Source organism: Sphingomonas sp. AP4-R1 (assembly GCF_013113735.1).
GTDB lineage: Bacteria > Pseudomonadota > Alphaproteobacteria > Sphingomonadales > Sphingomonadaceae > Sphingomonas_I.
Genome location: NZ_CP053346.1, coordinates 3,128,800 through 3,155,115 on the forward strand (window position 1 = coordinate 3,128,800; position 26,316 = coordinate 3,155,115).

32 protein-coding genes are annotated in these 26,316 nt (G+C 67.0%); 18 read left to right on the forward strand and 14 right to left on the reverse strand.

Features of this window, described 5'->3' with window-relative positions; all coding sequences use genetic code 11:
• Positions 1–19: 19 nt before the first annotated feature.
• The 4 genes from HL653_RS14505 to HL653_RS14520 form a co-directional block, all read right to left on the reverse strand.
• Positions 20–226 carry a DUF2842 domain-containing protein gene (locus HL653_RS14505; protein WP_171745144.1) on the reverse strand — a complete coding sequence of 69 codons (207 nt, stop codon included), beginning with the start codon at positions 224–226 and terminating at the stop codon, positions 20–22.
• Positions 223–843 (reverse strand): 5-formyltetrahydrofolate cyclo-ligase, encoded by a 621-nt coding sequence (locus tag HL653_RS14510; RefSeq protein ID WP_171745145.1) that lies wholly within the window; start codon positions 841–843, stop codon positions 223–225. Before HL653_RS14510 ends, HL653_RS14505 begins: the two co-directional genes overlap by 4 nt.
• Before the next feature lie 154 nt (positions 844–997).
• Positions 998–1,369, reverse strand: coding sequence for a cell division protein ZapA (locus tag HL653_RS14515; protein ID WP_171745146.1), 372 nt, complete (start codon positions 1,367–1,369; stop codon positions 998–1,000).
• A complete protein-coding gene (locus HL653_RS14520; RefSeq protein WP_171745147.1) occupies positions 1,369–1,578 on the reverse strand; it encodes a hypothetical protein in 210 nt (69 codons plus the stop codon). Before HL653_RS14520 ends, HL653_RS14515 begins: the two co-directional genes overlap by 1 nt.
• A gap of 208 nt (positions 1,579–1,786) precedes the next feature.
• Between HL653_RS14520 and tkt the strand changes: the two genes are divergently transcribed.
• From tkt to HL653_RS14570, 10 genes are all read left to right on the forward strand, one after another.
• Positions 1,787–3,763 carry a transketolase gene (tkt, locus tag HL653_RS14525; RefSeq protein WP_253716889.1) on the forward strand — a complete coding sequence of 659 codons (1,977 nt, stop codon included), beginning with the start codon at positions 1,787–1,789 and terminating at the stop codon, positions 3,761–3,763.
• Between the two features lie 14 nt (positions 3,764–3,777).
• Positions 3,778–4,785 (forward strand): type I glyceraldehyde-3-phosphate dehydrogenase, encoded by a 1,008-nt coding sequence (gene gap / locus HL653_RS14530; protein WP_171745149.1) that lies wholly within the window; start codon positions 3,778–3,780, stop codon positions 4,783–4,785.
• 144 nt (positions 4,786–4,929) lie between these two features.
• The gene (locus HL653_RS14535; RefSeq protein WP_171745150.1) at positions 4,930–5,385 is read left to right on the forward strand and encodes an MOSC domain-containing protein; all 456 of its coding nucleotides are present in this window, start codon (positions 4,930–4,932) and stop codon (positions 5,383–5,385) included.
• Positions 5,382–6,575: a phosphoglycerate kinase gene (pgk, locus tag HL653_RS14540; RefSeq protein WP_171745151.1), complete on the forward strand. Its 1,194-nt coding sequence runs from the start codon at positions 5,382–5,384 to the stop codon at positions 6,573–6,575. Before HL653_RS14535 ends, pgk begins: the two co-directional genes overlap by 4 nt.
• A gap of 54 nt (positions 6,576–6,629) precedes the next feature.
• Complete coding sequence (locus HL653_RS14545) at positions 6,630–6,875, forward strand: ribbon-helix-helix protein, CopG family (RefSeq protein WP_171745152.1); 246 nt, start codon at positions 6,630–6,632, stop codon at positions 6,873–6,875.
• Positions 6,876–6,889: 14 nt separating this feature from the next.
• The gene (locus HL653_RS14550) at positions 6,890–7,198 is read left to right on the forward strand and encodes a type II toxin-antitoxin system PemK/MazF family toxin (protein WP_253716891.1); all 309 of its coding nucleotides are present in this window, start codon (positions 6,890–6,892) and stop codon (positions 7,196–7,198) included.
• 30 nt (positions 7,199–7,228) lie between these two features.
• Positions 7,229–8,125 (forward strand): fructose bisphosphate aldolase, encoded by an 897-nt coding sequence (locus HL653_RS14555; protein ID WP_171745154.1) that lies wholly within the window; start codon positions 7,229–7,231, stop codon positions 8,123–8,125.
• A 50-nt stretch (positions 8,126–8,175) separates the two neighbouring features.
• Positions 8,176–8,661, forward strand: a complete 486-nt coding sequence (locus HL653_RS14560) for a hypothetical protein (protein WP_171745155.1) — start codon at positions 8,176–8,178, stop codon at positions 8,659–8,661.
• A complete protein-coding gene (gene thiE / locus HL653_RS14565) occupies positions 8,648–9,343 on the forward strand; it encodes a thiamine phosphate synthase (protein WP_367613563.1) in 696 nt (231 codons plus the stop codon). Before HL653_RS14560 ends, thiE begins: the two co-directional genes overlap by 14 nt.
• A 104-nt stretch (positions 9,344–9,447) precedes the next feature.
• Complete coding sequence (locus HL653_RS14570; RefSeq protein ID WP_171745157.1) at positions 9,448–11,280, forward strand: diguanylate cyclase; 1,833 nt, start codon at positions 9,448–9,450, stop codon at positions 11,278–11,280.
• Positions 11,281–11,376: 96 nt separating this feature from the next.
• On the opposite strand, the gene arsH is transcribed toward HL653_RS14570, so the two are convergent.
• The 3 genes from arsH to HL653_RS14585 are packed head-to-tail and all read right to left on the reverse strand — an operon-like array spanning position 11,377 to position 12,828.
• Entirely contained in the window at positions 11,377–12,120 is a 744-nt protein-coding gene (gene arsH / locus HL653_RS14575; protein ID WP_171745158.1) for an arsenical resistance protein ArsH, read from the reverse strand.
• A complete protein-coding gene (gene arsC / locus HL653_RS14580) occupies positions 12,117–12,488 on the reverse strand; it encodes an arsenate reductase (glutaredoxin) (protein WP_171745159.1) in 372 nt (123 codons plus the stop codon). The genes arsH and arsC overlap by 4 nt, the downstream gene beginning before the upstream one ends.
• Before the next feature lie 10 nt (positions 12,489–12,498).
• A complete protein-coding gene (locus HL653_RS14585; protein WP_171745160.1) occupies positions 12,499–12,828 on the reverse strand; it encodes a helix-turn-helix transcriptional regulator in 330 nt (109 codons plus the stop codon).
• A gap of 193 nt (positions 12,829–13,021) precedes the next feature.
• Between HL653_RS14585 and HL653_RS14590 the strand changes: the two genes are divergently transcribed.
• The 3 genes from HL653_RS14590 to HL653_RS14600 all read left to right on the forward strand — a co-directional run bounded on the left by HL653_RS14590 (position 13,022) and on the right by HL653_RS14600 (position 15,259).
• Entirely contained in the window at positions 13,022–14,290 is a 1,269-nt protein-coding gene (locus HL653_RS14590) for an APC family permease (protein ID WP_171745161.1), read from the forward strand.
• Positions 14,291–14,324: 34 nt separating this feature from the next.
• Positions 14,325–14,507: a hypothetical protein gene (locus HL653_RS14595; protein ID WP_216599869.1), complete on the forward strand. Its 183-nt coding sequence runs from the start codon at positions 14,325–14,327 to the stop codon at positions 14,505–14,507.
• Positions 14,508–14,935: 428 nt separating this feature from the next.
• Positions 14,936–15,259, forward strand: a complete 324-nt coding sequence (locus tag HL653_RS14600) for an endonuclease domain-containing protein (protein WP_253716893.1) — start codon at positions 14,936–14,938, stop codon at positions 15,257–15,259.
• A 201-nt stretch (positions 15,260–15,460) separates the two neighbouring features.
• On the opposite strand, the gene rpsD is transcribed toward HL653_RS14600, so the two are convergent.
• Positions 15,461–16,075, reverse strand: coding sequence for a 30S ribosomal protein S4 (rpsD, locus tag HL653_RS14605; RefSeq protein WP_171745164.1), 615 nt, complete (start codon positions 16,073–16,075; stop codon positions 15,461–15,463).
• 290 nt (positions 16,076–16,365) lie between these two features.
• Between rpsD and HL653_RS14610 the strand changes: the two genes are divergently transcribed.
• Positions 16,366–17,760 (forward strand): phospholipase D-like domain-containing protein, encoded by a 1,395-nt coding sequence (locus HL653_RS14610; protein ID WP_171745165.1) that lies wholly within the window; start codon positions 16,366–16,368, stop codon positions 17,758–17,760.
• A 155-nt stretch (positions 17,761–17,915) separates the two neighbouring features.
• Here the strand turns inward: HL653_RS14610 and HL653_RS14615 are convergent, their stop codons facing one another.
• From HL653_RS14615 to rpiB, 4 genes are all read right to left on the reverse strand, one after another.
• Entirely contained in the window at positions 17,916–18,980 is a 1,065-nt protein-coding gene (locus HL653_RS14615; RefSeq protein ID WP_171745166.1) for a TrmH family RNA methyltransferase, read from the reverse strand.
• An 86-nt stretch (positions 18,981–19,066) separates the two neighbouring features.
• Positions 19,067–19,528 carry a transcriptional regulator NrdR gene (gene nrdR / locus HL653_RS14620; protein WP_171745167.1) on the reverse strand — a complete coding sequence of 154 codons (462 nt, stop codon included), beginning with the start codon at positions 19,526–19,528 and terminating at the stop codon, positions 19,067–19,069.
• A 138-nt stretch (positions 19,529–19,666) separates the two neighbouring features.
• Positions 19,667–20,962 carry a serine hydroxymethyltransferase gene (gene glyA, locus HL653_RS14625; RefSeq protein ID WP_171745168.1) on the reverse strand — a complete coding sequence of 432 codons (1,296 nt, stop codon included), beginning with the start codon at positions 20,960–20,962 and terminating at the stop codon, positions 19,667–19,669.
• A 6-nt stretch (positions 20,963–20,968) separates the two neighbouring features.
• Positions 20,969–21,427: a ribose 5-phosphate isomerase B gene (gene rpiB / locus HL653_RS14630; RefSeq protein ID WP_171745169.1), complete on the reverse strand. Its 459-nt coding sequence runs from the start codon at positions 21,425–21,427 to the stop codon at positions 20,969–20,971.
• Between the two features lie 325 nt (positions 21,428–21,752).
• Between rpiB and HL653_RS14635 the strand changes: the two genes are divergently transcribed.
• The 3 genes from HL653_RS14635 to zapE all read left to right on the forward strand — a co-directional run bounded on the left by HL653_RS14635 (position 21,753) and on the right by zapE (position 24,164).
• On the forward strand, positions 21,753–22,532 hold the full coding sequence (locus tag HL653_RS14635) for a succinate dehydrogenase iron-sulfur subunit (RefSeq protein ID WP_171745170.1): 780 nt from the start codon (positions 21,753–21,755) through the stop codon (positions 22,530–22,532).
• A gap of 134 nt (positions 22,533–22,666) precedes the next feature.
• Entirely contained in the window at positions 22,667–22,993 is a 327-nt protein-coding gene (locus HL653_RS14640; protein WP_171745171.1) for a PaaI family thioesterase, read from the forward strand.
• Positions 22,994–23,003: 10 nt separating this feature from the next.
• Positions 23,004–24,164, forward strand: coding sequence for a cell division protein ZapE (gene zapE / locus HL653_RS14645; protein ID WP_171745172.1), 1,161 nt, complete (start codon positions 23,004–23,006; stop codon positions 24,162–24,164).
• A 117-nt stretch (positions 24,165–24,281) separates the two neighbouring features.
• On the opposite strand, the gene HL653_RS14650 is transcribed toward zapE, so the two are convergent.
• Both HL653_RS14650 and HL653_RS14655 read right to left on the reverse strand, forming a co-directional pair.
• A complete protein-coding gene (locus tag HL653_RS14650; protein ID WP_171745173.1) occupies positions 24,282–24,695 on the reverse strand; it encodes a TIGR01244 family sulfur transferase in 414 nt (137 codons plus the stop codon).
• The gene (locus HL653_RS14655) at positions 24,692–25,210 is read right to left on the reverse strand and encodes a GNAT family N-acetyltransferase (protein WP_171745174.1); all 519 of its coding nucleotides are present in this window, start codon (positions 25,208–25,210) and stop codon (positions 24,692–24,694) included. Before HL653_RS14655 ends, HL653_RS14650 begins: the two co-directional genes overlap by 4 nt.
• A gap of 93 nt (positions 25,211–25,303) precedes the next feature.
• Between HL653_RS14655 and HL653_RS14660 the strand changes: the two genes are divergently transcribed.
• On the forward strand, positions 25,304–26,257 hold the full coding sequence (locus tag HL653_RS14660) for a bifunctional helix-turn-helix transcriptional regulator/GNAT family N-acetyltransferase (RefSeq protein WP_171745175.1): 954 nt from the start codon (positions 25,304–25,306) through the stop codon (positions 26,255–26,257).
• Positions 26,258–26,316 lie beyond the last annotated feature (59 nt).

The following is a 26,316-nucleotide window of genomic DNA, read 5'->3' on the forward strand; positions in this document are numbered from 1 at the left end:
ACCCCTGCGCCCGTGTAACTCATCTCCTGCCCCCAAGTTCCATCCAACGCAACAAGGGCTTGAGCGGCGCGATCCAGGCGATGCCAAGAAACGCGTAAATCGGCGCTTGCGCGAGTGCGGGCAGGCGGCCCAGCAGGACCGAGAGACTCGCGACTCCGACGCACCAGACGAGAATCAGCAGCAGGATCAGGCTCATGCCCACCGGCTTGCGCCAGGACGGCGTCATGCGACGGGGCCCGGCATCGGGATCCATTCCCGCTCGGTGACGACGGCGTGGAGCGGCATGTCCCAGGGATCGTGCGGCAGATGGCCGGGCACCTCCTGCACGCTCCAGGCGAAGCCGATGCGGTGCGCGCCGGGATAGCGGACGAGCGCGCGATCATAATGGCTCTTGCCCTGTCCGATCCGGCCGCCGTGCCGATCGAAGCCGACCAGGGGCATCACGATCAGATCGGGTGTGACGAGCGGGGCCGAGGGGGGCGGCTGGCGCAGGCGGAACGGGCCGCGCTCCAGCGCCTCGCCCGGCATCCAGCGGCGAAAGTCCATCGTCGTCGCGTCATACAGAGCGGGCAGGGCGAGCGGCTGGGCGCGTGCCGCCAGCATGTCAATCAGCGGGGTGGGGTCCATCTCGTCGTGGATGGACAGATACAGCGCGACGATCGCCGTGTGCGGGATATGCGGCAGGATCAGCCGGGAGGCCGCCTCGGCAGCGGCGCGGGTGCCGTCCGGCCCCAGCGTCGCGACATGATCGGCGCGGGCGGCCCGCAGCGCCTCGCGCAGCGCCGGCTTGTCCGGGTGCGATGCGATGTCGGCGGGGGCGGGAGAGTGTGGTGAAACCGCCATGACCGTTTTCCGGAATATCCTCTGACGCCCAAAACGTCAGGTGGGGACCATGTAGTTCGGGCCAGGGCCCTACCAGGGACAGCCCCCTTGGATGATGAATAGCCTCAGGGATGTTCTCAGCAGATCGTATCGGGCAGTTCCACCACGACCCTATCTAGATATCCTGCCCCTGCTTCTCAAGCATGTGCGCGATCTTCTCGATTCTTTCGGCGAGCGCATCGATCTGGCCGGCCGCGGCGCGCATGCTCTCGTCCGTCCGCGCAGGAGCGGGGGCGGGGGGCGCGGGGGGTGGCGGCGGCGGGGCGGGAGCGGCCGCGGCGGGAGCCGGAGCGTTGCCCATCTCGTCGGCCAGCAGGAGCGAGGCCATCAGCAATTGGCGCGCCTCGTTGATCGTGCCCATCGCGCCGGAGACGGCGCGCACCTTGGCATCGACGATCCCGGCGAGCTTGCGGAAATGCGCTTCCTGTCCGTCGCGCACCGTCATCTCATAATGGCGGCCGGCGATATCGAGCGTGACCTGGGCCATCAGTGGGCGGCCCCTTCCTGATCGATCAGCGCATCCAGCCGCTCGATCGTCTCCTGGATCCGCAGGCGGAGCAGATCGTGGCGCTCGTCCAGCTCCGCATAGGCCAGGGCGAGGCCCGGCGTGGCGGGGGCCGGCGGACCGATCCGTTCGAGCCGCGCGACGGCGCGATCGAGTCGCGCCAGTGCGGCGTCGAGGGAAGTTTCGCTCATAAGCAGCAGAGATAGCAGCCCTATCGCGCCCGACAAGCGACCCCCGAGACAGTCCGTGCTTCCGCCCGGTTGACGCTCTGGCCCGGCAAGGCCAAAGAGCGCGCGTCTCGCATCCACGCGAGCCCCGGATGGGGGGGCATCCGGGATCATCACGGCCGCCCCCGGTGGCTATCAGATGCCGCGTCTGCGGCGCGACATAAGGGCCATCATGACGCAGTCCATCCGCAACCTCGCCAACGCGATCAGGGCGCTTTCGATGGATGCGGTGCAGGCGGCCAATAGCGGCCATCCCGGCATGCCGATGGGCATGGCCGATGCGGCCACCGTGCTGTTCCAGCAATTCGTGAAGTTCGATCCGTCCGCGCCGAAATGGCCGGACCGCGATCGCTTCGTGCTGTCCGCCGGCCACGGATCGATGCTGCTCTATTCGATCCTGCATCTGACCGGCTACGCCCGGCCGACGATCGACGACATCCGCACCTTCCGCCAGCTCGATTCGGTCTGCGCGGGCCACCCCGAGAATTTCGAGCTGGAGGGTGTCGAGGCGACGACCGGCCCGCTCGGCCAGGGGCTGGCGATGGCGGTGGGCATGGCATTGGCCGAGCGCCACCTGAACGCGACCTTCGGCGACGATCTGGTCGATCACCGCACCTGGGTGATCGCCGGCGACGGCTGCCTGATGGAAGGCATCAACCATGAGGCGATCGGCCTGGCCGGCCATCTGAAGCTCGGTCGCCTGAATGTGCTGTGGGACGACAATCGCATCACGATCGACGGGCCGACCGACCTTTCGACGAGCGAGGACATCAAGGCGCGCTATCGGGCGACCGGCTGGCATGTCGTGGAGTGCGACGGTCTGGACGGCGCCGACGTGGCGCGCGCGCTGGCCGAGGCGGTGGCGGACGAGCGGCCCTCGCTGGTCGCGTGCCGCACCGTGATCGGCTTCGGTTCGCCCAACAAGGCGGATTCGCACGCCGCGCACGGCTCGCCGCTCGGCGCGGACGAGATCGCGCTGACCCGTGAGGTGCTGGGCTGGACGAGCCCGCCGTTCGAGGTGCCGGGCGAGATCGTCGCGGCGTGGACCGAGATCGGCAAGCGCGGCGGCGCCGTGCGCCACGATTGGGAAAAGCGGCTTGTGGCCGCCGGCGCGCAGGGGCTGGAACTGTCCCGCCGCATGGCCGGCGATCTGCCCGACGGCTTCAGCCTGAAGGCGCATATCGACGGGCTCATCGCCGCGCCGCAGAAGGTGGCCACACGTGTCGCCTCGCAGCTGGCGCTGACCGCGATCAACGATCTGCTGCCCGAGACGGTCGGCGGATCGGCCGATCTGACGCCTTCGAACAACACCGCAACCAAGGGCCTGAAGTCGCTGACGGCGGAGGATTATTCCGGCCGTTACGTCCATTACGGCATCCGCGAATTCGGCATGTCGGCGGCGATGAACGGCATGGCGCTGCACGGCGGCGTGATACCCTATGGCGGCACCTTCCTGGTGTTCGCGGACTATGCCCGCGCCGCGATCCGGCTGGCGGCGATCCAGCGCGCGCGCACCATCTTCGTGATGACGCACGATTCGATCGGCCTGGGCGAGGACGGCCCGACGCACCAGCCGATCGAGCATGTGATGAGCCTGCGCCTGATCCCGAACCTGCAGGTGTTCCGCCCCGCCGATACGGTGGAGACGGCGGAATGCTGGCAGCTCGCGCTGGAAAAGTCGGACGGCCCCTCGCTGCTCGCGCTTTCGCGCCAGAACCTGCCGCAGCTTCGCACCGAGGCGAGCGCCGAGAGCCTTTCGGCCAGGGGCGCCTATCGCCTCGTCGCCGCCAAGGCGGCGCGCAAGGTGGTGCTGCTGGCGACCGGATCCGAAGTGGAGATCGCCGTGAATGTCGCGGCGGCGCTTGAAGCCGAAGGCATTGGCGCCGATGTGGTGTCCATGCCGAGTTGGGAATTGTTCGACGCGCAGGATGATGCCTATCGCGCCGATCTGCTTCCCGACGACGCGCTCCGCGTCTCGATCGAGGCGGGGACGACGATGGGCTGGGAGCGCTACACGAACATTCGCGGCCTGCGCTTCGGCATCGACCGGTTCGGGGCCTCCGCTCCGGCCGGTGACCTCTACAAGAAATTCGGGCTGACGGCGGATCAGATCGCGCCGAAGGTTCTGGCGGCCGTACGCGGCCTTTGAAGGAGACGAAAACCATGGCGAAGGTGGCGATCAATGGTTTCGGGCGGATCGGCCGCCTTGTGGCGCGCGCGATCCTGTCGCGCCCCGACTGCGGGCTTGAGCTGGTCGCGATCAACGATCTGGGCGATGCCAAGTCGAACGCGCTCCTGTTCAAGCGGGACAGCGTTCATGGCGCGTGGCCGGGCTCGGTCGCGGCCGAGGGCACCGATCTCGTCATCGACGGCAAGCGCATCAAGGTGACCGCCGAGCGCGATCCCGCCAACCTGCCGCATGCCGAGCTGGGCGTGGAGATCGCCCTCGAATGCACCGGCATCTTCACCGACAAGGCTGCCTGCGAGAAGCATCTCGCCGCCGGCGCCAAGAAGGTGCTGATCTCGGCCCCGGGCAAGAATGTCGACCTGACGGTCGTGTTCGGCGTGAACCATGACAAGCTGACGGCCGATCACACGATCGTCTCGAACGCGTCGTGCACCACCAACTGCCTCGCGCCGATCGCCAAGGTGCTGAACGACACGATCGGCATCGAGCGCGGCCTGATGACGACGATCCACAGCTACACGAACGACCAGCGCATCCTGGACCAGATCCACAGCGACATGCGCCGCGCGCGCGCCGCCGCCATGTCGATGATCCCGACCACGACCGGCGCCGCCCGCGCCGTGGGCGAGGTGCTGCCGGAGCTGAAGGGCAAGCTGGACGGCTCCTCGATCCGCGTGCCGACCCCGGACGTCTCGGTGGTGGACCTGACCTTCACGCCGAAGCGCGACACGACCAAGGAAGAGGTCAACGAGGTGCTGAAGGCGGCGTCCGAGAACGGCCCGCTCAAGGGCATCCTCGAATATGTGACCGATCCGCTCGTCTCGATCGATTTCATGGGCAATCCGCATTCGTCGTCGGTCGACAGCCTCGAGACGGCCGTGATCGACGGCAAGCTCGTGCGCGTGCTGAGCTGGTACGACAATGAATGGGGCTTCTCGAACCGCATGGTCGATACGGCCGGTGCGATGGCGAAGCTGCTGTAATCGGCTGCTGACATGCCTTACCCGTTTGGTTCGAGCAGCATCGAGCCTGTCGAGATGCGATCGTCGAGAAGCTTTCTTGACTGCGTTCTCGGCAAGCTCGAACTCCGCTCGAAGCAAACGGGGAAGGAATAGCGGGGCGTCGAAATGACCGGCACTCTCCTCGGCATTGCCCGCCATGCGCGTCCGCGTGGGGAAATGGAGACGGTCGAGCATGCCGAGATCGGGCTGGCCACCGGCGTGCACGGCGACTTTCGCGGGGCGCTGAAGCCGGGGCGCAACAAGCGCCAGGTGACGGTGATGACGGCCGACAGCTGGCGCCATGCGATGCGCGATCTGGACGCGAGCATCCCCTGGGAATTGCGCCGGGTGAACCTGCTGGTCGAGGGGATCGAGCTGGAGGACACCAAAGGCGCCAGGCTCATCTTCGCGGGTGGCGTGGTGCTGGAAGTGACCGGCGAGTGCGATCCATGCAGCCGCATGGAGGAGATCGCGCCGGGCCTGAAGGCGGCCCTGCTGCCCCACTGGCGCGGCGGCGTGACGACCATAGTCAGACAAGAGGGCCGCATCGCGGTCGGCGACAGCGTGAGGATCGATCGATGAGCTTCAAGACCCTGGACGACATGGGCGATGTTTCGGGAAAGCGCGTGCTGGTGCGCGAGGATCTGAACGTGCCGATGGACGGCACGCGCGTGACCGACGACACCCGCCTGCGCGCGGCGGCCCCGACCGTGGCCGAGCTTTCGGACAAGGGCGCGATCGTGCTGGTCCTCGCCCATTTCGGCCGGCCCAAGGGCGAGCGCAATCCGGACATGAGCCTGGCGATGGTGACCAAGCCGTTCAGCGACGTGCTGGGCCGTGAGGTGCGCTTCATCGACGATTGCGTGGGCGAGGCGGCGGCTACCGCGATCGCGTCGCTCCAGCCGGGCGATATCGCGCTGCTGGAGAATACCCGCTTCCACAAGGGCGAGGAGAAGAACGATCCCGCGCTCGTCGCGGAGATGGCCAAGCTGGGCGATCTCTATGTGAACGACGCCTTCTCCGCCGCGCATCGCGCCCACGCCTCGACCGAAGGGCTGGCGCATGCGTTGCCCGCCTTCGCCGGCCGATCGATGCAGGCCGAACTGGAAGCGCTGCAGAAGGCGCTGGGCGAGCCCGAGCACCCGGTGGCGGCGGTCGTCGGCGGGGCGAAGGTGTCGACCAAGCTGGACGTACTCAAGCATCTCGTCAGCAAGGTGGATCACCTCATCATCGGTGGCGGCATGGCCAACACCTTCCTCGCCGCGCGCGGCGTGGATGTGGGCAAATCGCTGTGCGAGCATGATCTGAAGGATACGGCGCTCGCCATCCTCGATGCGGCGGACGCGGCGGGCTGCACCGTGCATCTGCCATACGATGTCGTCGTCTCGAAGGAGTTCAAGGCCAACCCGCCGACGCGCACGATCAACGTGCATGAGGTGGAGGCCGACGAGATGATCCTCGATTGCGGGCCGGCCGCCAGCGAGGCGATCTCCGATGCGTTGAAGACCTGCCGCACGCTCGTCTGGAACGGGCCGCTGGGCGCGTTCGAGATCCCGCCGTTCGACACGGCGACGATGGCGCTGGCGCATACAGCGGCGGCGCTGACGAAGTCGGGCGGGCTCGTCTCGGTGGCGGGTGGCGGCGATACGGTGGCGGCTGTGAACGTCGCCGGCGTGGCCGACGACCTGACCTTCATCTCCACGGCCGGCGGCGCCTTCCTCGAATGGATGGAAGGCAAGGAATTGCCCGGAGTTAAAGCGCTCGAACGTTGATTTGTCATATCCGCTCCGTTAGACGTTAAACACGTTTAACGGAGTAGGCGGTGCATGCTGGGCGTCAGGCTCGATAGCGAACTGGAGCAGCGGCTGGCCGCCGTCGCCCGTTCGCAGGGCCGCAGCAAGAGCGACATCGCCCGCGAGGCGGTGCGCCGTTACGTCGATCTGCATGATGAAGCCTTCAGGGCCGAAGCGAAGCGGCAGTCGCTGCGCGCGGGAGCTCGGGAGGCAGCGGGGGCAGGCGAAGGGCCGCTCTTCTGGCAGGCCAGCGATGCCGAGGCCGGCGCGTGGAAATAAGGCGCGGGTCGATCGTGATCGCGGCGGGAGCCGGGGATTTCTCGGGCAAACCGCGGCCGTTTCTGGTAGTCCAGTCCGATCTGTTCAACGAAGCCCATGCCACCCTCACGCTCTGCCCGATGACGAGCATGTTGGGTGGCGAGACGCTGTTCCGCGTCGCCTTCGCGCCGACGCTGGAAACCGGCCTGCTCGCCGAGAGCGAGGTGCAGGTCGACAAGATCCAGATCATCGAACGTACGCAGATTTCCCGCGTGATCGGCCAGGCGCCCGCCACCGCGATGGAGCAGGTGGATCAGGCACTTCGCCGCTGGCTTGAACTTTAAATCGACATTCTCAACCCGAAAGGTGAGCCTATGAACATCGACGACATGACGACCAAGATTGCCGCCGGCCAGGGCTTCATCGCCGCGCTGGACCAGTCGGGCGGCTCCACGCCCAAGGCGCTCGCCGGCTATGGCGTGGACGCCAGCGCCTTCTCCAGCGAGGAGGAGATGTTCGGCCTGATCCACGATATGCGCGTCCGCATCATCACCTCGCCCGCCTTCACCGGCGACAAGGTGATCGGCGCGATCCTGTTCGAGAAGACGATGGACGGGCAGGCGGACGGCAAGCCCGTGCCGACCGCGCTGATCGAGCGCGGCGTGGTGCCCTTCATCAAGATCGACAAGGGGCTGGAGGACGAGAAGGACGGCGTCCAGCTGATGAAGCCGATGCCGACGCTCGACGCGCTGCTGGCCCGCGCCAAGGGACTCGGCGTGTTCGGCACCAAGGAGCGTTCGGTGATCAACCTCGCCAATCCGGCGGGGATCGCGGCGATCGTGACGCAGCAGTTCGAGATCGCCGCCCAGGTGATCGCGGGCGGCCTGATGCCGATCATCGAGCCGGAAGTGAACATCAAGAGCGCCGAGCGCGCCGGCTGCGACCAGATCCTGATGGACGAGATCCTGAAGGCGCTGGACGCGATGCCGGGCACCGACAAGGTGATGCTGAAGCTGTCGCTTCCGGAGAAGGAGGGCCTGTTCCAGCCACTGGTCGATCATCCCCGCGTGCTGCGCGTGGTGGCGCTGTCGGGCGGCTACAAGCGGCCGCAGGCCTGCGTGGAGCTGGCCAAGAATCCCGGCATCATCGCCAGCTTCAGCCGCGCGCTGCTGGAAGACCTGCGCTTCCAGATGACGGCCGATGAATTCGACACGGCCCTCGGCGAGGCGATCGACGAGATTTACGGCGCCTCGGTCAACAAGACGGCCTGATGGAGGTGGACTGCCTTGATCGGTAGTCCGCCCTCCGGCGTAGAGACGCGGTGAGGAGCTTTTCCTATCATCGCAGCCTCGCGCCCATGCTCTGGACGCTGGTCGCCATCTCGCTGGTCGAGATGGCGACCATACATCTGCTGATCGCCTTGTGGCGCCCGTGGGTGGGCGCGATCCTGAGTCTGGCAAGCGTGGCGGTGATCGTCTGGCTCGTGCGGCTGATCCGCTCGTTCCGGCGCCTGCCCGTACTGGTGGGCGAGGGGCATGTGCTGATGCGGGCGGGCACATTGCACCGGATCGACATCCCGGCGGCCCGCATCGCCGGTCTGCGCTCCGAATGGAGTGCCGCCAGCCTGAAGGACAGGAGCATCGCCCGCTTGTCGCTGCTGGCCTATCCGAACGTTATCGTCGAGCTGAACGCGCCGATCCGGGGTCGCCGGGGGCGCCTGATCCATGCCGTCGCGCACAGGCTCGATGATCCTGCCGCTTTCTCCGCCGCGCTGACGGAGCTACAGGGCGCGGATGGACATGGATGACGAAGACGATGCGCTGGCGCTGGACCCCGGTTTTGCGGACCGTTTCGAGCGGGACGAGCGGCGGCCCGCCTGCCAGCTTTACCTGATCTCGCCCCCGGCGATCGATGAGAGCTTCACCGATCGCCTGACGGCCGCGTTCGATGCCGGGCAGGTCGCCGCTTTCCAGCTTCGACTGAAGGGTATCGACGATCACGCGATCGCGCGGCTGGCCGAACCGATCCGGCGGCTGTGCGCGGATCGCGAGGTGACCTTCATCGTCAACGACAGCATCGGACTGGCGAAACGGCTCGGCGCGGACGGCGTGCATCTGGGGCAGGACGATGGCGATCCGCGCGCGGCGCGCGATCTGCTGGGCCCCGACGCACAGATCGGCGTGACCTGCCACGACAGCCGCCACCTGGCGATGGAAGCGGGCGAGGCGGGGGCGGACTATGTCGCGTTCGGCAGCTTCTATCCGACGACCACCAAGGAGGTGAAGCATCGGGCGGACCCCTCCATCCTCGGCTGGTGGACGACGTTGTTCGAGCCGCCCTGCGTGGCGATCGGCGGGATAACGCCCGTTAACGCCCCACCCCTGATCGCGGCCGGTGCGGACTTCATCGCCGTAAGCGGCGCCGTGTGGAACGATCCGCAGGGCGAGGCGGCGGCGATGAAGGCATTCATGGCGGTTCTCGGCCAATAGGACGGCCTTCGGGCGAGCGGAAAAGAGGCGGGAACTTTCGACGGGCCGTGGCATTACGGCATCGCCGGTTGATCTTTGTTAAGGTCGTTCGGTTACGAAGAGGCATGTTCCCTTCGCTTTCCTCCCGCGTCGCCGCCCTCGGCACCGTCGTCATCGTCGCCCTGCTGGTGCTGGTCGCTTCTCTGGCGGACGCCTCCGTCCAGACGCGCGAGAGCTTTCGGTGGGTGACGCATTCGGGGCAGGTGATCGAAGCGCTGGAGACGGCGCTGATCAATCTGCGCGAGGCGGAATCGGGCCAGCGCGGTTTCCTGCTGACGCACAACCCCCAGTTCGTCCGCTCGTTCGAGCAGCGGGTCGCGGCGGCGCAACGCGCGCTGACGCAGGTGGACGCGCTCACGGCGGACAATGACGTGCAGAATGGCCGCGCGCGCGAACTGAAGCAGTTGATGGCGGAGCGCATCCAGGTGCTGCGCACGCCGCTGGACCTGGGCCGGCACGGCGATTTCGCGCAGGCGGAAGCCTATATCGCGACCGGCAAGGGGCGCGATCTGATGATCGCGCTGACGGCGCGCGCAACCGCGCTGCTGGAAGAGGAGCATGCGCTGCAGGCGGGGCGGATCAAGGCGGCCGACGATCGCCTGACGCATGTGAAGGAACTCGCGCTGATCGGTGGTCCGGTGATCGCGCTGATGGTCCTGTCCGTCTGCATCGTGCTGATCCGCAACATCCGTCGTCCGGTGGGGCTGATCGAGGATGCTATGGCGGCGCTGGGCACGGGCGATCGCAACCGGCGCATCGAGGACGAGATGGGATCCGAGGAATTCGCCCATCTCGCCAAGGGCTATAATGCGATGGCCGATCGGCTGGAATTCGCGGTGTCCGATCAGGTCCGCAGCGAGCGCGAGCTGAAGGTGGCGCATGCCGAGCTGATGCAGAGCAGCGAGACGCTGCGCGAGCATGGCGACGTGATCGCTTTGCTGGGCGGCATGGCGCACCGGATGCAGGCGGCCCGCACCGACGACGAACTGGCGCAGGTGATCCGCGTGTTCGTGCCGCGCGTGCTGCCGGGCAGCGGGGGCATGCTGTTCGCCCACAACAATTCGCGCAACCTGCTGGTGCCGATCGCGGGTTGGGGCGGGCAGGAGGCGGCCGAAATGGACGGCTTCGCGCCGGACCAGTGCTGGGCGTTGCGTCGCGGCCAGCCGCATTTCCTGACCGAGCCGGGCTCCGACATCGTCTGCGCGCATGTCCACGACACGGAGGCGAGCTATCATTGCGAGCCGCTGCTGGCCGGCGGCGAAGTGATCGGCACGCTCTACCTGGATGGCGTCGTGAGCGAGGATGCGAGCTTCCGCCTCTCGATCATGGCCGAGAATATCGCCTCCGCGCTCGTCAACCAGCGGCTGCAGCGCGGCCTGCGCGAGCAGACGATCCGCGATCCGCTGACCGGTCTGTTCAACCGCCGCTACATGGAAGAGACCCTGGCGCTGGAAATCGCGCGCGCCAGCCGCTCGGGCGCGCCGCTGAGCGTCGTGATGTGCGACGTGGATCACTTCAAGCGCTTCAACGACGAGTTCGGTCACGACGCGGGCGATGCCGTGCTCCAGGCGGTGGCCGCCGAGATGCAGCGCCTGTTCCGCGACGGCGACGTGGTGTGCCGCTATGGCGGCGAGGAATTCACGATCATCGTGCCGGGCTGCTCGGCCGAGACAGTGGCCGAGCGCGTGGAGCGCGTGCGCCAGGGCATCACCGAACTCAACATCAAGCGCAGCGGCAGCACGCTGGGCGCGACCAGCATGTCCTTCGGCGTGGCGCGCTGGGACGAGAGCATGGCGCGCGACGGATCGACTTTGGTGCAGGCGGCCGACGCCGCGCTCTATCGGGCGAAGCGCGAGGGCCGCAACCGGGCGGTGTTCGATTATCTGAAGGCGGCCTGAGAAGGGCGCGGGCCTGTCCGGGAGCGTCTGCGCTTATAGGGCGCGCGGGCCGGGCCCGGTGTCCCGTCAGAAAATCCGATATCGCGAAGGGAGCGCTCAGCGCGATGGGAGGGCGGCCGCGGCGGGGTCTTCGGCGCGGGCCTTCTCACCGGCCTCCCTGCGCTCCGAATAGCGATCGACAAGCTGCGTCGCATGCGGGCGCATCAGCACCGTGATCCGCACCAGTTCCTCCATCACATCGACGATGCGATCATAATAAGGGGAGGGGCGCATCCGATCGTCGTCGCCGAACTCCTTATAGGCCATCGCGACCGACGATTGGTTGGGGATGGTGAACATCCGCATCCAGCGGCCGAGCAGGCGCAACGTGTTGACGCTGTTGAACGATTGCGAGCCGGCCGACACCTGCATCACCGCCAGCGTGCGCCCTTGCGTCGGCCGCATCCCGCCCAAGGCCAGCGGCAGATGATCGACCTGCGCCTTCATCACGCTGCTGATCTGGCCATGCCGCTCCGGGCTGCACCAGACCTGACCTTCCGACCAGAGCGAAAGCGCGCGCAGTTCGTGGACCGCCGGATGATCGTCGCCCCGTGTCTGATCGGGCAGGGGCAGGTCCGACGGATCGAAGATGCGCGTTTCCGCCCCGAACCGCTGGAGCAGGCGCGCCGCCTCCTCCACGCAGAGCCGCGAGAAGGAACGCCGGCGCAGCGAACCGTAAAGCAGCAGGATACGCGGCGGCGGCTGATCCGCGCCAAGGCCGAGCGCGGGCCGATCGATCACATAAGCGGGATCGAGGGCGGGAAAGCGATCGGGATCGGGCAGAGGGCGGACGCGGCTCATGCCGGAGCCTTCTGCGGGGAGAGGAGGTCGCGCACCGTATCGGATGGGCGGCACAGCTTCACGCCTGACGGCGTCACCACCAGCGGGCGGTTGATCAGGATCGGGTGCGCCATCATCGCGTCGATCAGCGCCTCGTCGGTCAGGCCGGGATCGCCGAGCCCCAGTTCGGCATAAGGCGTGCCGGCCTCGCGCAGCAGCGTGCGTGGGGTGAGGCCCGCGCGGCGGATCAGGTCGACGAGCAGCGCGCGGGCGGGCGGCGTCTTCAGATATTCGATCACGTGCGGCTCCACGCCCGCCGCCCTGATCAACCCGAGGACGTTGCGCGAAGTCCCGCAATCGGGATTATGATAGAGGATGATGTCGGTCATGACCGGCCTCTCAGCAGCAGGTGAGTTCGGCGAGCAAAGGCTCGCACAATTCCGGGCGACCCTGGCAGCAATCCTTCACGAGAAAGGACATCAGCGCGCGGAGGCGATCGATATTCGCGCGCTGGATCTGCTGGCGCCCGCGCTTCTCGGCCGTGACGAGCCCGGCACCGGCCAGCACCGCGAGATGCGTGGACAACGTACTCTGGCTGAGCTTGCTCGCCTCGACCAGTTGCCCGGTGCTGAGGCCCTCGGGTTCGTGCCGGATCAGCAGGCGAAACGCGTCGAGGCGTGTCGGATGAGCGAGCGCCGCGAGGGTGGCGAGGGCGGAGTCGGTTTCCATGCATCGGAAATTGCCGATGTTATCGGGGTCGTCAAGATCGATCGGTATTTCCCGATCATTTGACGTGCCTTGCAGAGGCTCCCCCGCTCGGGCACCTTCCCCGCTTCATCGGCAAGAGGGGGCGGCGCTGGCGGGGATCGGGGCGAACATCGCGGGCGAAGAGGTTTCGCGCGATCAGGGGCTACGGCGCGGCGTGGGGACGTGGGCGCTGGCCGCCAGCATCGTCAACGGCGTGGTCGGCGGTGGCATCTTCACGCTGCCGCGATCGATGGCGGCCTCGGCCGGGCCCTATACGATGCTCGTCTATCTGGGCTGCGCGCTGGCGATGGGCGCGGTGGTGATCTGCTTCGCCGAGGCGGGCAGTCGGGTTCCGACCAGCGGCGGCGCTTATGGCACGGTGGAGGCGGCGTTCGGGCGGCGCTGGGCGTTCCTGTGCGGCATCTACATCTGGCTGGCGAGCGTGCTGGCCTGCGGCGGGATCGCGGCGGCCTTCTGCGACGGGATCGGCACGCTGACGCCCGCATTGGCCGGGCCCGGCGCGCGGATAGTGCTGCTCCTGCTGATGTTCGGCGGGATCATGACGGTGAATCTGCTGGGCGTGGGACTGGCGGCGCGGATCATCGCGTCCGGCACCGTCATCAAGCTGATCCCGCTCGGCCTGTTTCTGGTGGTGGGGACGGTGGCGATCCTTGGCGGACATCGGCCTCCGGAAAGCCATGCGGCGCCGACGCCGCTCGACCTGGCCAGCTTCGGCGCGGCGGTGCAGCTGGCTTTGTTCGCCTTCTGCGGGATGGAGACGCCGCTGGCGGCGAGCGGCGAGGTGGCGGACCCTGCGCGCACCGTGCCCAAGGCGACGATGCTGGCGATGGTGTTCGTGCCCTTCCTCTATATCGCGATCCAGCTGGTGGCGCAGGGGCTGCTGGGCCCGGCGCTGGCCGGATCGGCCGAGCCGCTGGCGGATGCGATGGGCGCGGTGAACCCCACGCTGGGGCTGGTGCTGCTGTTCGGCGCGGCCTTGTCGCGATTGGTGTGGATCGGCAGCGACATTTTCGGGGCGCCGCGCGTGCTGTTCGCCTTCGGGCGGGACGGGCTGCTTCCGGCCGTGTTCGGGCGCGTGCATCCCACGTGGCAGACGCCCTATGTGGCGATCCTCTTCCACACCGTGCTGGCGTTTCTGCTGGCGGCGACGGGGACGTTCGAGGGGCTGGCGATCCTGTCGACGCTGGCGACGGCGGGGATCTACTTTCTGGCCTGCGCGGCGGCCCTGTCGCTGCGGCGGCGGGACGTGGCGATCGGGGGGAGGCCGTTGACGTTTCGCATCCTGGCGCCTGCCGCATGGGTGGGGATGGCGGCGATGGTGCTGCTGGTCGCGATCGGGAAGATGGGGGACATCCTAGGCTTCGTGGGGGTCACGGTGGGGAGCCTGGCGCTGTTCGCGGTGATGCGGCCGCCGCGTCGGTGAGGGCAATATGATCTCGACCCCCTGCTGCGATAGGATGGCCGCCGATTTGAACTCCACCTGCGCAATTCATGCAGATCGAGCGGATTGCCCAGATGCTTTGATCACCGAGCTCAATGGCGGCTACGGCTTGATGATCCACGACGGTGGAAGCAGTGTAATCGATATCGCATTCTGCCCTTGGTGCGGCGCGGGCCTGCCGCCGATCGAAATGCGATGAGCCTCTAGGTGAAGGACGCTTGGGCAATGCCAGATCGGCCTTTGACCTTCGCGGAATGGATACCCTTCGAAGCCGAACGGATTGTCACTCTGGGGCTCATGGCATCTAAAGAGGATCGGGAAGGATGGTGCGCCTTCAGATAGAGGCTGCGCTGAGAAAGGCTGGTGCGCACTTCCGCGACGGCCTCGCGGATAGCGATCCGCCGCGTGCCGTTCATCGCTGAACAAGGGCGTAGCTCCAGGCGAGGCTGGCGGGCCCTCGACAGGCTCGAACTGAACGGAACAGGGCGTGGCGATTAGAGGCGGTGACCATCTCGTCCTCCCCCGTCAGGGGCAGGTGGCGGGCGCAGCCTGACGGAGGGGGAGGATGCTGTGCGGCTGACGGGATCAGAGGACGGCCGCCTCCGGGCAAAGCGATTGCGGGCGGAGATGACTTTACCCGAGGTCCGTCTTTGGCTTGCGCTGCGAGGCAATGACGCCGGCCTGCGCTTCCGCAGGCAATATCCGGCGGGCGATTATGTGCTGGATTTCTATCATGCGCCGTCACGTCTTGCTGTTGAGGTGGACGGCGAGGCACATAATCGAGCCGATCACCCTGCACGCGATGCGAAGCGGGATGTGTGGCTGGCGGAGCGGGGCGTTCTGGTGATCCGTTATTCTGCCGGGGATGTGCTTGCGGAGCTTGAGGATATGGTCCGGCAGATCGTTGCGCTCGCGGTTGAGCGAGGTGCCAAAGTCGAAGGGGATCGCTGACCTCCCCCTCCGTCGCCTTCGGCGCCACCTCCCCCTGGCGGGGGAGGATGAACTACTGGCCTCGTGCGGCGCTGGCGGGTTCTCGACAGGCTCGAACCGAGCGGACGGGGTGTGGCGGGGAAGGGTGAGCGAAGCCCCCAAAAACGAAAAGGGCGGCGCCGTTGCCGGCACCGCCCTTTCGTTGTCTCCCGGAGGATCCGATCAGCGCGAGTAGAACTCGACGACCAGGTTCGGTTCCATCTTCACCGGATAGGGCACCTCATCGAGCGCCGGAACGCGGATGAAGGTGACCTTGGCGCTGCCATCGGCGGCGACGTAATCGGGGATTTCGCGCTCGGAGAGGCCCTGGGCCTCCATCACCAGCGCCATTTCCTGCGCCTTGGTGCCCAGCGTGATCTCGTCGCCCGGCTTCACCAGACGCGACGCAATGTTGCACTTCACGCCGTTGACGCGGATGTGGCCGTGGCTGACGAGCTGGCGCGAGGACCAGATGGTCGGCGCGAACTTGGCGCGATACACGACGGCGTCCAGACGGCGCTCGAGCAGGCCGATCAGGTTCTGGCCGGTGTCGCCCTTCATGCGGTCCGCCTCGGCATAGGCCTTCTTGAACTGCTTCTCGGTGACGTCGCCGTAATAGCCCTTGAGCTTCTGCTTCGCCTTCAGCTGGATGCCGAAGTCGGTGGCCTTGCCCTTGCGGCGCTGACCGTGCTGGCCGGGGCCATATTCGCGCTTGTTCACCGGGGACTTCGGGCGACCCCAGATGTTCTCGCCCATGCGGCGATCGAGCTTGTACTTGGCGCTGGAGCGCTTCGACATATGTCTGTCCTTCAATTGCGTGGTGCGCGGCCGAAACCGCACGGAAATCCCGGGTCCGCGCTGCTGGTCTCGATCCGAGGATGAGGGCAGGGCCACCACTTCACCGGGGTGTGGGGCCAATTGCGAAGCGGCGCCTTTAGAGAGGTGGGTGGCGCGAGTCAATTCTTGCGGGGTCGTGCCGGCCGGGCCAAGGGCAGGCTTCGGAAAACGCCCGCATTTCCGGGCCGGGAATCGCGGAGGCAGGCCCAGTGGACGAACGGCTTTTCTGGCGGAGCGCACGGGCATCGCGGATGAGCGTGATCGTGGATGCCGAGGATTATTTCCGGCACGCCCGCTCCGCCATGCTGAAGGCGCGGAAGCGGATCATGCTGATCGGCTGGGATTTCGACGCGCGCATCCGGCTGATCCATGACGGCGAACGCGAGCCGGGCGAACCCGAGACGGTGGGCGATTTCCTCTACTGGCTGGTGGAGCGCACGCCGGGGCTGGAACTGTTCCTGCTGCGCTGGGACGTGGGCGCCCTGAAGACGCTGTTGCGCGGCACCAATGTGGTGACGATCGCGCACTGGATGATGCATAAGCGCATCCACACCAAGCTGGACAGCTTTCACCCGCCGGCCGGATCGCACCACCAGAAGATCGTGGTGATCGACGATGCGCTGGGATTCTGCGGCGGGATCGACATGACCAGCGAGCGCTGGGACACGCGCTGCCACCGCGATGGCGATCCGGGGCGGACGACCCCGGCGGGCGAGCCCTACAAACCCTGGCATGACGTGACGACCGCGCTGGAAGGGCCGGTGGCGGCGGCTCTGGGCACGCTGGCGCGCGATCGCTGGAAGCGGGCGGGCGGCCACAAGATCATGCCGGTGCGCGCGAGCGGCGATTGCTGGCCGGACGGGCTGGAACCGCAATTCAGCGACGTGGAGGTCGGCATCGCCCGCACCCGGCCGGATATGCCGGGCTGCCGCGCGGTGCATGAGATCGAGGATCTGTTCGTGGCGCAGATCCGGGCGGCGAAGACGGCGATTTATGCCGAGAGCCAGTATTTCGCCTCGCGCCGGATCGCCGAGGCGATCGCCGCGCGGCTGGACGAGGTGGACGGGCCGGAGATCGTGATCGTGAATCCGGAGAGCGCGCAGGGCTGGCTGGAGCCGATCGCGATGGATACGGCGCGCGCGCGGCTGGTGGCGGCGCTGCGACGGCACGACCGGCATGGTCGCTTCCGCATCTATCATCCCTATACGGCGGACGGCGCGCCCATCTACGTCCACGCCAAGGTCATGATCGTGGACGGGCGCACGCTGCGGATCGGCTCCGCGAACATGAACAATCGCTCGCTCGGCCTCGATACCGAATGTGATGTTTCGATCGATCCGGGCGGGGCGGGGGCCGACACGATCTGCGAGATCCGCGACGATCTGATCGCCGAGCATCTGGGCGTGAAGGCCGCGGTGGTGACTGCGGAAATCGCGCGGCGTGGATCGCTGATCGGCGCGATCGAGGCTTTGGCGAAGAAGAGCGCGGCGAAGGGCGGCAACACGCTGCGGCCGTACGAAATCCCCGAACTCAACGAGGTCGAGGCATGGCTGGCCGAGAATGAGGTGCTGGACGCCGAAGGGCCGGGCGCGATGTTCGAGGGGATGACGAACGGCGGCCTGCTGAGGAAGCTGCGCGGGAAATAAGCGGGCTTTTTCCCCTCCTTTCCCGTTTGTGCTGAGCTTGTCGAAGCACGGCTCTTCTCCTGCGACGGGATAGAAGAAAGCAGTACGGTGCTTCGACAGGCTCAGCACGAACGGGGAGAGCTGAGCTCGTTTTTCTCACCCCCGACGCGGGTTTCTCACCCCCGGCGCGGGCGGGGGCGATCGAGCGCGGAGAGGACGCCGCGCACCGTGCGGACCTCCTGCGAATTCCAGCCGGGCTTGGTGAGCAGGGTGCGCAGCGTGCGCTTCACGGTGGCGCGGCGATCGGGCGGGAAGAAATAGCCCGAATCCTCCAGCATCACGTCCAACTGCGCGATCATGCCGTCCAGCTCGGCCTGCGGCGCGGGCGAGCCGAGATCGGTGGTCGGCGGGGAGGCGAGCGCCTCCGCCTTCGACCATTCATAGGCGACGAGGATCACCGCCTGGGCCAGATTGAGCGAGCCGAATTCGGGATTGATCGGCACGGTGAGGATCGTGCGCGCGACGGCGACGTCGTCCGTCTCCAGCCCCGAACGTTCGGGACCGAAGAGGATGGCGGTGCCGCCGGGCTCGGCATGGATCGTGGCGGCGGCCTGCTCGGGCGTGACGACCGGCTTGGTGACGCCGCGCTTGCGAACCGTGGTGGCGAAGACGTGCGCACGATCGGCCACGGCCTCCGCCACGCTGTCGAACACGCGGGCGCGCTCCAGCACGATGTCCGCGCCGGACGCGGCGGGGCCGGCGGACGGATTGGGCCAGCCGTCGCGCGGGGAGACGAGGCGCAGATCCGTGAGCCCGAAATTGAGCATGGCGCGCGCGGCCTTGCCGATGTTCTCCGCCAGCTGGGGGCGGACGAGGACGATGGCGGGGGGAGGGATGATGGCAGACAAGATCGTGTTTGAATCCGTTTGGTTCGAGCGAGCATCGAGCGCAGTCGAGATGCGGGGTCGAGAACGCGCGGCCTCCGATAGAGACTGCCAGTCCGATTGGAAGAGGGCTTCCTTCTTCTTCCGCGACCAATCCTTGATCTGTTTCTCCCGCTCCAGCGCTTCGAGGCGGGTCTGGACGTTCTCTGAGAACATCAGCGTCACCGGGCGGCGATCATGGGTGTAGCCGGGGAGGGCGCCTGCTTCATGTTCGGCTATGCGGCGGTCGAGATCGTCAGTGTGGCCAGTGTAATAGGTGCCGTCGGCGCAGCGGAGGATGTAGATCCAGAAGCTCATATGCCGAAGCTTGCCGCGCGGGCGGGGTTCTCGACAAGCTCGAACCGAACGGGGGAGGGAGCGGGCGGCAGAAGAGAGGAAGAGCCCTATTCCCCTCGCGCCGCCTGCACGGCCCCTACGAATTCCTCGAAATCCTTGGCCTCGCGGAAGTCCTTATAGACGCTGGCGAAGCGGATGTAGGCGACGCTGTCGAGCGCGCGCAGGCCTTCCATCGCGGCCTCACCGATGCGGGTGGCCGAGACTTCGCTGTCGCCGCTCGTCTCGAACTGGCGCTGGATGCGGCTGATCAGGCGTTCGATCTCCTCCTGGGAGATCGGGCGCTTGCGGGCGGCGGTTTCGATCGCGCGTTCCAGCTTGGCGCGGACGAAGGGCTGGCGCTCGCCATCCTTCTTCACGACCGTCAACTCGCGCAACTGCACGCGTTCGAAGGTGGAGAAGCGCGCATCGCACTTCTCGCACTGACGCCGACGACGGATCGCCGCCCCATCTTCCGCGGGGCGGCTGTCCTTCACCTGGCTATCGGCATGTCCGCAGAAAGGGCAGCGCATGGCGCGCCCTTAGGCATGACATCGCGGCAATGTCGAGTAGGCTTGAGCCTGCCGAGAGATCAGCGCGAGATGGCGGCGCCTTCTCGACTGCGATCCCGGCAGGCTCGATCTCCGCTCGAAGCGAGCGGATCGCGTGTTTTACAGGCCCGGATAGATCGGGAACTTGTCGCACAGCGCCTCGACGCGGGCGCGGACATTCTGCTCCACCTGCGCGTCGCCCTGCTCGCCATTCTTGCGCAGGCCATCCAGCACGTCCGCGATCATGTCGCCGATCTCCTGGAATTCGGCCACGCCGAAGCCGCGCGTCGTGCCGGCGGGCGAGCCCACGCGGATGCCGCTCGTCTTCACCGGGGGCAGCGGATCGAACGGGATGCCGTTCTTGTTGCAGGTGATGGCCGAGCGCTCCAGCGCCTCGTCCGCATCCTTGCCGGTCACGCCCAGCGGGGTGAGATCGATCAAAGCGAGATGCGTGTCCGTGCCGCCCGAGACGACGGCGGCGCCGCGCTCCTTGAGGCGGGCGGCGAGCGCCTGCGCATTGTCGATCACGGCCTGGGCATAGAGCTTGAAGCTGGGCTGGAGCGCTTCGCCGAATGCGACCGCCTTGGCGGCGACGACGTGCATCAGCGGGCCGCCCTGCAGGCCCGGGAACACCGCCGAGTTGATCTTCTTGGCGATCGCCTCGTCATTGGTGAAGACCGCGCCGCCGCGCGGGCCGCGCAACGTCTTGTGCGTGGTGGTCGTCACGACATGCGCGTGGCCGAACGGGGTGGGGTGCGTGCCGCCGGCGACGAGGCCGGCGAAGTGCGCCATGTCGACCATGAATTTCGCGCCGACCTCGTCCGCGATCGCGCGGAAGCGGGCGAAATCGATGTGGCGGGGATAGGCCGAGCCGCCCGCGATGATGAGCGTGGGCTTGTGCTCCTTCGCCAGCGCCTCGACCTGATCATAATCGATCAGGTGGGTGTCGCGGGTGACGCCATACTGGATCGCGTTGAACCACTTGCCCGACATGGCCGGGCGCGCGCCGTGCGTGAGGTGGCCGCCGGCATCCAGGCTCATGCCCATGATCGTGTCGCCGGGCTTGGTCAGCGCGAGCATCACCGCGCCGTTCGCCTGCGCGCCCGAATGGGGCTGCACGTTGGCGAAGTCGCAGCCGAACAGCTGCTTGGCGCGATCGATCGCCAGCTGCTCCACCACGTCGGACGGGTGGCAGCCCTGATAGTAACGCTTGCCCGGATAGCCCTCTGCATATTTGTTGGTGAAGACCGAGCCCTGCGCGTCCAGCACCGCCTTGGAGACGATGTTCTCGGAGGCGATCAGCTCGATCTGCTTCTTCTCACGCACGATTTCCTGCGTGATGCCGGCGAACACGGCCGGATCGGAGTCCTTCAGGGACTGGGTGAAATAACCTTCGGGCTTCAGAGCGTCGCTCATAGATAGTCAGGCCTCTTGGACGTGGGAGCCGAGCTCCGGGCTGGACAGCATGGCGACGCGGCGCTGATGCCGGTCGCCTTCGAATTCGGTGGCGAGGAAGGTGCGGACGCAGGCCTTGGCCATCACCTCGCCGATCATGCGGGCGCCGAGCGCGATGATGTTCGCATCATTATGCTGGCGGGCGAGGCCGGCGGAGACGGGCTCCGACACGAGCGCGCAGCGGGCGGCGGGGTGGCGGTTGACGGCGATCGAGATGCCGATGCCCGATCCGCAGAGCGCGATGCCGCGATCGGCGCGGCCTTCCCCGATCGCGCGGGCGAGACGATAGCCGTAATCGGGATAATCGACGGAGGCGGTATCGAAGGGGCCGAGATCCTCGACGCTGTAATCCTGCTCCCGCAACCATGCCACGAGCGCGGCCTTCAGCGCAACGGCGGCGTGATCGGAGGCGATGGCGATGCGCATCGGCAGGAGCTTCCTTATGGTTCGATTCGGAATGGCGGTGCATTAGTGGCGGCGAACGCCCTTCGCCACCCTGCATTCCGGCGCGGGCGTGCCCCGCATGTGTTCAGCGCATTAGCAGGGTGCCGTGAACAATTCTACAATCAAATATCGCAATACCTGATGATATGCATTAATATTCCGACATTATGTGCTGATATCCTGTCACCGATGTGCTGACGTCGATGCATCTCGCGATCCGATGGCCTTTCGCGCTGCGTTGCGGCAATCCGGGGCTTTTCGTCGCCGGTCGTAGCCGCTATCGGCCTTCGCAACGGAAGGATCACGCATGGCCGAATTCGCGCTCCCCAAAAACAGCGTCATCAAGAAGGGTAAGGCGCATAAGGCAGAGGCCGCGGCCAAGCCGCGCTCGTTCAAGATCTATCGCTACGATCCCGACTCCGGCGAAAATCCGCGGTACGACACGTATGAGATCGACCTTGCCGAAACTGGCCCGATGGTCCTCGACGCGCTGATCAAGATCAAGAACGAGGTCGACAGCTCGCTGACGTTCCGCCGTTCCTGTCGCGAAGGCATCTGCGGCTCGTGCTCGATGAACATCGACGGCAAGAACGGCCTCGCCTGCACGACCGCGATCGAGGATTGCAAGAGCGAGGTGCGGATCACGCCGCTGCCGCACATGGACGTGATCAAGGATCTCGTCCCCGATTTCACGCACTTCTACGCGCAATATGCGTCGATACAGCCGTGGCTGCAGACCGTGTCGCCCGCGCCTTCGGGCAAGGAGCGGCTGCAGTCGCCGGAGGATCGCAGCAAGCTGGACGGCCTCTACGAGTGCATCCTGTGTGCCTGCTGCTCGACGTCGTGCCCCAGCTACTGGTGGAACAGCGACAAGTTCCTCGGCCCGGCGATCCTGCTGCAGGCCTATCGCTGGCTGGCCGACAGCCGCGACGAGATGACCGGCGAGCGTCTGGACGAGCTGGAAGATCCGTTCCGCCTCTATCGCTGCCACACGATCATGAACTGCGCGAACGTCTGCCCCAAGGGCCTGAGCCCGGCGCGCGCGATCGCCGAGATCAAGAAGATGGAAGTGGAGCGCCAGGTCTGAGCGACGCTCTGCCCGATGGCCGGGGAAGCGGATCGTACGGCTACGCGCCCGATCCCGAAAATCCCGGCTGGCTGCTCCGTCCCGCGATCGAGACGGGGACGTTCTTCGACATCTTCGGCGCGAGCCGCGTCCGCGTGGAGGCGGCGACCGTCGCGCGGCTGCGGATCGATACGCATCGCGGCCACCAGAATGTCGGCGGATCGCTGCATGGCGGCTTCCTGATGGCGCTGGCCGACCAGGCCCTGTTCATCGTGCCGACCGCGCTCGGCTATAATGTGCTGGGCGGCGTCACGGTGGATACGAGCTGCCAGTTCATCGGGGCGGGGCAGGTCGGCAAGCCGGCGGACGCCGTGGTCGAGGTGCTGCGCGAGACGGGGCGGATGCTGTTCGCGCGCGGGATGATCGAGCAGGACGGCGCGCCCGTGATGGCTTTCTCCGGCACGCTCCGCAAACCGCGCTGAGGAACCGGGCATGGCGGCGGTCCTCGAACGCTATCGGGCGCTGGTCGCGGCCGGCGAGCTGAAGCCCGATCCGGATCAGGCGCGCGCCGTGCAGCGGCTGGACGCGCTGGCGGTGGAGCTGGCCAAACCCGACGAGACGGGCCTGTTCGGGCGACTGCTCGGCCGCAAGAAGGCGGTGCCGCGCGGCCTGTACATGTGGGGCGGCGTGGGGCGCGGCAAATCCATGCTGATGGATCTGTTTTTCGACAGCGCCGAGACCCAGCCCAAGCGCCGCGTCCATTTCCACGAATTCATGCTGGAAGTGCATGATCGCCTGCGCCGCGAGCGCGTGAAGGAAAAAGGCGATCCGATCCCGCCCGTGGCCGACGCGCTGGCGGCGGACGCCAAGCTGCTCTGCTTCGACGAAATGGTCGTCAACAACATGGCCGACGCCGCGATCATGAGCCGGCTGTTCGCGGCCCTGTTCGAGCGCGGCGTGACGGTGGTGACGACCTCCAACCGCGCGCCGACCGACCTCTACAAGGATGGGCTCAACCGCCAGCTTTTCCTGCCCTTCATCGATCTGCTGCAGGAAAAGCTGGACGTGATGACGCTGGACGGCCCGACCGATTACCGGCTGGAGCGTCTGGCGGGTTTCCCGACCTGGTATGTGCCGTTGGGCGATGCGGCGACGCAGGCCGTGTCGCGCGCCTTCTTCCGCCTGACCGACTATCCGCCCGAGGACCGTGCGCATGTGCCGTCCTGCGATCTGGCGGTGCAGGGCGGACGGACGCTGCATGTGCCCAAGGCGCTAAAGGGCGTGGCGGTCTTCTCGTTCAAGCGGCTGTGCGGCGAGGCGCGGGGCGCGGCCGATTATCTGACGATCGCGCGCGCCTTCCACACCGTGATCATCGTCGGCATCCCGATCCTGACGGTGGAGAGGCGCAACGAGGCGGCGCGCTTCAAGGTGCTGATCGATGCGCTGTACGAACATGGCGTGAAGCTGCTGGCGACGGCGGCGGCCGAGGCGGAGAAGCTGTATCCGGCGGGCGAGGACGCGTTCGAATTCGAACGCACCGTTTCGCGCCTGATGGAGATGCAGTCGGCGGACTATCTGGCGCGGGGTCACGGTGTGTCGGGTGAACCGGAGACGGCATCCGTGGACGCTGCGGGGGGATCCAAGGCGCGGTAGGGGCGGCCGCAAACGGCCTAGCTGTTCTTTTCGTCATTCCCGCGAACGCGGGAACCTAGCTGAAACAAGAAAACTGGGTTCCCGCGTTCGCGGGAATGACGAGGAAGAGGGAAAAGTTCAGCCGAACAGCGGGCGGACGTTGTAGCCCTGCGCGTCGGCCTTCGCGACGAGATCGGCGGGGGCGTCGCCCAGTTCGGCGCGGGCGAAGGCCCAGAGGAAGGTGGAGCGCGTGCCCGAGCGGCAGAAGGCCAGCACCGGGCCGGTGGCGGCTTCCAGCGCGGCCTTCATCGCATCCACCTGATCGCGGCGCATGCCCGAATGATCGACCGGGATCGCGACATAGGACAGGCCGGCGGCCTGCGCTGCGGCTTCGATCTCGGCGCCGGTGGGCTGGCCGGGATCCTCGCCTTCGGGGCGATTGTTGATGACGAGCGCGTAGCCGGCGGCGGCGGCCTCGGTCACGTCGGACGGCTGGATCTGGCCGGCGGCGGTGAAGGTGTCGTCCAGCGTGCGGAACGGGGTCGTCGTCATGGCTGTAACTCCTTCGCCAGCACCACCATCGAAAGCGGCGGATCGAGCGGGATCGGGAAGGCCCGCCGCTCGCCCGTGCGCCGATAGCCGCGCCGCTCATAATAAGCGACAAGTTCGTGACGGCTGTCGATCACCGTCATCTCGATCGTGGTGGTGGCGAAGGTGACGCGCGCGTCCGCTTCGGCTGCGGCGATGAGCTGGCGGCCGAGTCCGGCGGCCTGCAGCGCGGGATCGATGCAGAGCAGCCCGAGATAGGTAAGGCCCGCGTCCCGGTCGCTGATCTGCACGCAGCCGATGATCGTGCCGTCCCGCTCCGCGACCAGCAGGCGGCTGTCGGGCGCGGCGAGGATCGCCTCCAGCGTGGCGAGATCGGTGCGCGCGCCCTCGATCAGGTCCGCCTCGTGCGTCCAGCCGCCGCGCGCGGCATCGCCGCGATAGGCGCGCTCGATCACGGGATGGAGGCGGGGAAGGTCGGCGGCGGCGGCGAGGCGGATCATGAGCGGCGATTCGGACATGGCGCCTTATGACATCGGCGGAGAACGGCGCCATCGCTTGACCGGGACCGGGAATCTCCATACCTCACTATATAACATGTTATGAGGTTGGTGATGCGGGATATCGTGACCGAGCGGGCGCAATTGTTCCTCGGCAGCCGGCTCAAGCGGCTGGCGGAGAAGATGCAGGCCGATGTCGTGAAGATCAGCGAGCGGATCGGGCTGGCGGTGCAGCCCGGGCAATATGCGCTGCTGGCGACGCTGGATCTCGATGGGCCGCAGACGATCGGCGAACTGACCGAGGCACTGCAACTGAGCCAGCCGGCGATCACACGCACCGTGGCCAAGCTGTCCGAGATGGGTCTGGTGGAGGTGGCGCGGCGCGGGCGCGACCAGCGGCACAAGACGGTCGCGCTGACGGCGGAGGGCGAGGCGGCGATGGCACGGGCGAAGAGCCTGCTGTGGCCGCAGATCGAGGGCGCGGTGGGGGATATGCTCGGCGATCTGGCCGGGCCGTTTCTGGCGAACCTCGGCCACATCGAGGAGCGGATGAGTGAGCGGCCGCTGCATCGGCGCGCGGTGGAGGCGGCCCAGCAGGGGCTGGTGATCCATGACTATAGCGACGCGCTCGCCCCGCATTTCCGCACCATCAACGGCCAGTGGATCGAGGCCATGTATCGGCTGGAGCAGACCGACATCGACGTGCTGGATCACCCGCGCGAACGGATCATCGACGGCGGCGGGACGATCCTGTTCGTCGAGGCGCCGGGGCTGGGGATCGTCGGCGCCTGCGCGCTGCAGAAGACGGGGCCGGATCAATATGAGCTGACCAAGATGGGCGTGCTGGAAAGCGCGCGCGGGCTGAAGGCGGGGGAGTTCCTGCTGAAGGCGATGATCGCGAAGGCGGGCGAGATGGGCGCGCGCAGGCTCTATCTGCTGAGCAACCGCAAGTCCGAGGCGGCGATCCACCTCTACGAGAAACTGGGCTTCGCGCATGATGCGGGGATAATGGCCGAGTTCGGCGCGCGCTATGCACGGTGCGATGTGGCGATGCTGTATCGGGGGTAGGCCTTTTCCATCCTCCCCCGCCAGGGAGTGTCGGGATGGATTGCCCCCGGCAATCCAAG

Excerpts from the sequence above, each read along its gene's own strand:
- HL653_RS14545 (WP_171745152.1), top strand. The coding sequence starts at position 6,630 with ATGCTGGGCGTCAGGCTCGATAGCGAACTGGAGCAGCGGCTGGCCGCC.
- thiE (WP_367613563.1), top strand. The coding sequence starts at position 8,648 with ATGGACATGGATGACGAAGACGATGCGCTGGCGCTGGACCCCGGTTTT.
- HL653_RS14660 (WP_171745175.1), top strand. The coding sequence starts at position 25,304 with ATGCGGGATATCGTGACCGAGCGGGCGCAATTGTTCCTCGGCAGCCGG.
- HL653_RS14515 (WP_171745146.1), bottom strand. The coding sequence starts at position 1,369 with ATGGCCCAGGTCACGCTCGATATCGCCGGCCGCCATTATGAGATGACG.
- HL653_RS14595 (WP_216599869.1), top strand. The coding sequence starts at position 14,325 with ATGGCCGCCGATTTGAACTCCACCTGCGCAATTCATGCAGATCGAGCG.
- gap (WP_171745149.1), top strand. The coding sequence starts at position 3,778 with ATGGCGAAGGTGGCGATCAATGGTTTCGGGCGGATCGGCCGCCTTGTG.
- zapE (WP_171745172.1), top strand. The coding sequence starts at position 23,004 with ATGGCGGCGGTCCTCGAACGCTATCGGGCGCTGGTCGCGGCCGGCGAG.
- HL653_RS14555 (WP_171745154.1), top strand. The coding sequence starts at position 7,229 with ATGAACATCGACGACATGACGACCAAGATTGCCGCCGGCCAGGGCTTC.
- HL653_RS14585 (WP_171745160.1), bottom strand. The coding sequence starts at position 12,828 with ATGGAAACCGACTCCGCCCTCGCCACCCTCGCGGCGCTCGCTCATCCG.
- HL653_RS14510 (WP_171745145.1), bottom strand. The coding sequence starts at position 843 with ATGGCGGTTTCACCACACTCTCCCGCCCCCGCCGACATCGCATCGCAC.
- nrdR (WP_171745167.1), bottom strand. The coding sequence starts at position 19,528 with ATGCGCTGCCCTTTCTGCGGACATGCCGATAGCCAGGTGAAGGACAGC.
- arsC (WP_171745159.1), bottom strand. The coding sequence starts at position 12,488 with ATGACCGACATCATCCTCTATCATAATCCCGATTGCGGGACTTCGCGC.
- tkt (WP_253716889.1), top strand. The coding sequence starts at position 1,787 with ATGACGCAGTCCATCCGCAACCTCGCCAACGCGATCAGGGCGCTTTCG.
- arsH (WP_171745158.1), bottom strand. The coding sequence starts at position 12,120 with ATGAGCCGCGTCCGCCCTCTGCCCGATCCCGATCGCTTTCCCGCCCTC.
- glyA (WP_171745168.1), bottom strand. The coding sequence starts at position 20,962 with ATGAGCGACGCTCTGAAGCCCGAAGGTTATTTCACCCAGTCCCTGAAG.
- HL653_RS14535 (WP_171745150.1), top strand. The coding sequence starts at position 4,930 with ATGACCGGCACTCTCCTCGGCATTGCCCGCCATGCGCGTCCGCGTGGG.
- HL653_RS14505 (WP_171745144.1), bottom strand. The coding sequence starts at position 226 with ATGACGCCGTCCTGGCGCAAGCCGGTGGGCATGAGCCTGATCCTGCTG.
- HL653_RS14635 (WP_171745170.1), top strand. The coding sequence starts at position 21,753 with ATGGCCGAATTCGCGCTCCCCAAAAACAGCGTCATCAAGAAGGGTAAG.
- HL653_RS14650 (WP_171745173.1), bottom strand. The coding sequence starts at position 24,695 with ATGACGACGACCCCGTTCCGCACGCTGGACGACACCTTCACCGCCGCC.
- rpsD (WP_171745164.1), bottom strand. The coding sequence starts at position 16,075 with ATGTCGAAGCGCTCCAGCGCCAAGTACAAGCTCGATCGCCGCATGGGC.
- HL653_RS14655 (WP_171745174.1), bottom strand. The coding sequence starts at position 25,210 with ATGTCCGAATCGCCGCTCATGATCCGCCTCGCCGCCGCCGCCGACCTT.
- HL653_RS14520 (WP_171745147.1), bottom strand. The coding sequence starts at position 1,578 with ATGAGCGAAACTTCCCTCGACGCCGCACTGGCGCGACTCGATCGCGCC.
- HL653_RS14610 (WP_171745165.1), top strand. The coding sequence starts at position 16,366 with ATGAGCGTGATCGTGGATGCCGAGGATTATTTCCGGCACGCCCGCTCC.
- rpiB (WP_171745169.1), bottom strand. The coding sequence starts at position 21,427 with ATGCGCATCGCCATCGCCTCCGATCACGCCGCCGTTGCGCTGAAGGCC.
- pgk (WP_171745151.1), top strand. The coding sequence starts at position 5,382 with ATGAGCTTCAAGACCCTGGACGACATGGGCGATGTTTCGGGAAAGCGC.
- HL653_RS14615 (WP_171745166.1), bottom strand. The coding sequence starts at position 18,980 with ATGAGCTTCTGGATCTACATCCTCCGCTGCGCCGACGGCACCTATTAC.
- HL653_RS14600 (WP_253716893.1), top strand. The coding sequence starts at position 14,936 with ATGACTTTACCCGAGGTCCGTCTTTGGCTTGCGCTGCGAGGCAATGAC.
- HL653_RS14570 (WP_171745157.1), top strand. The coding sequence starts at position 9,448 with ATGTTCCCTTCGCTTTCCTCCCGCGTCGCCGCCCTCGGCACCGTCGTC.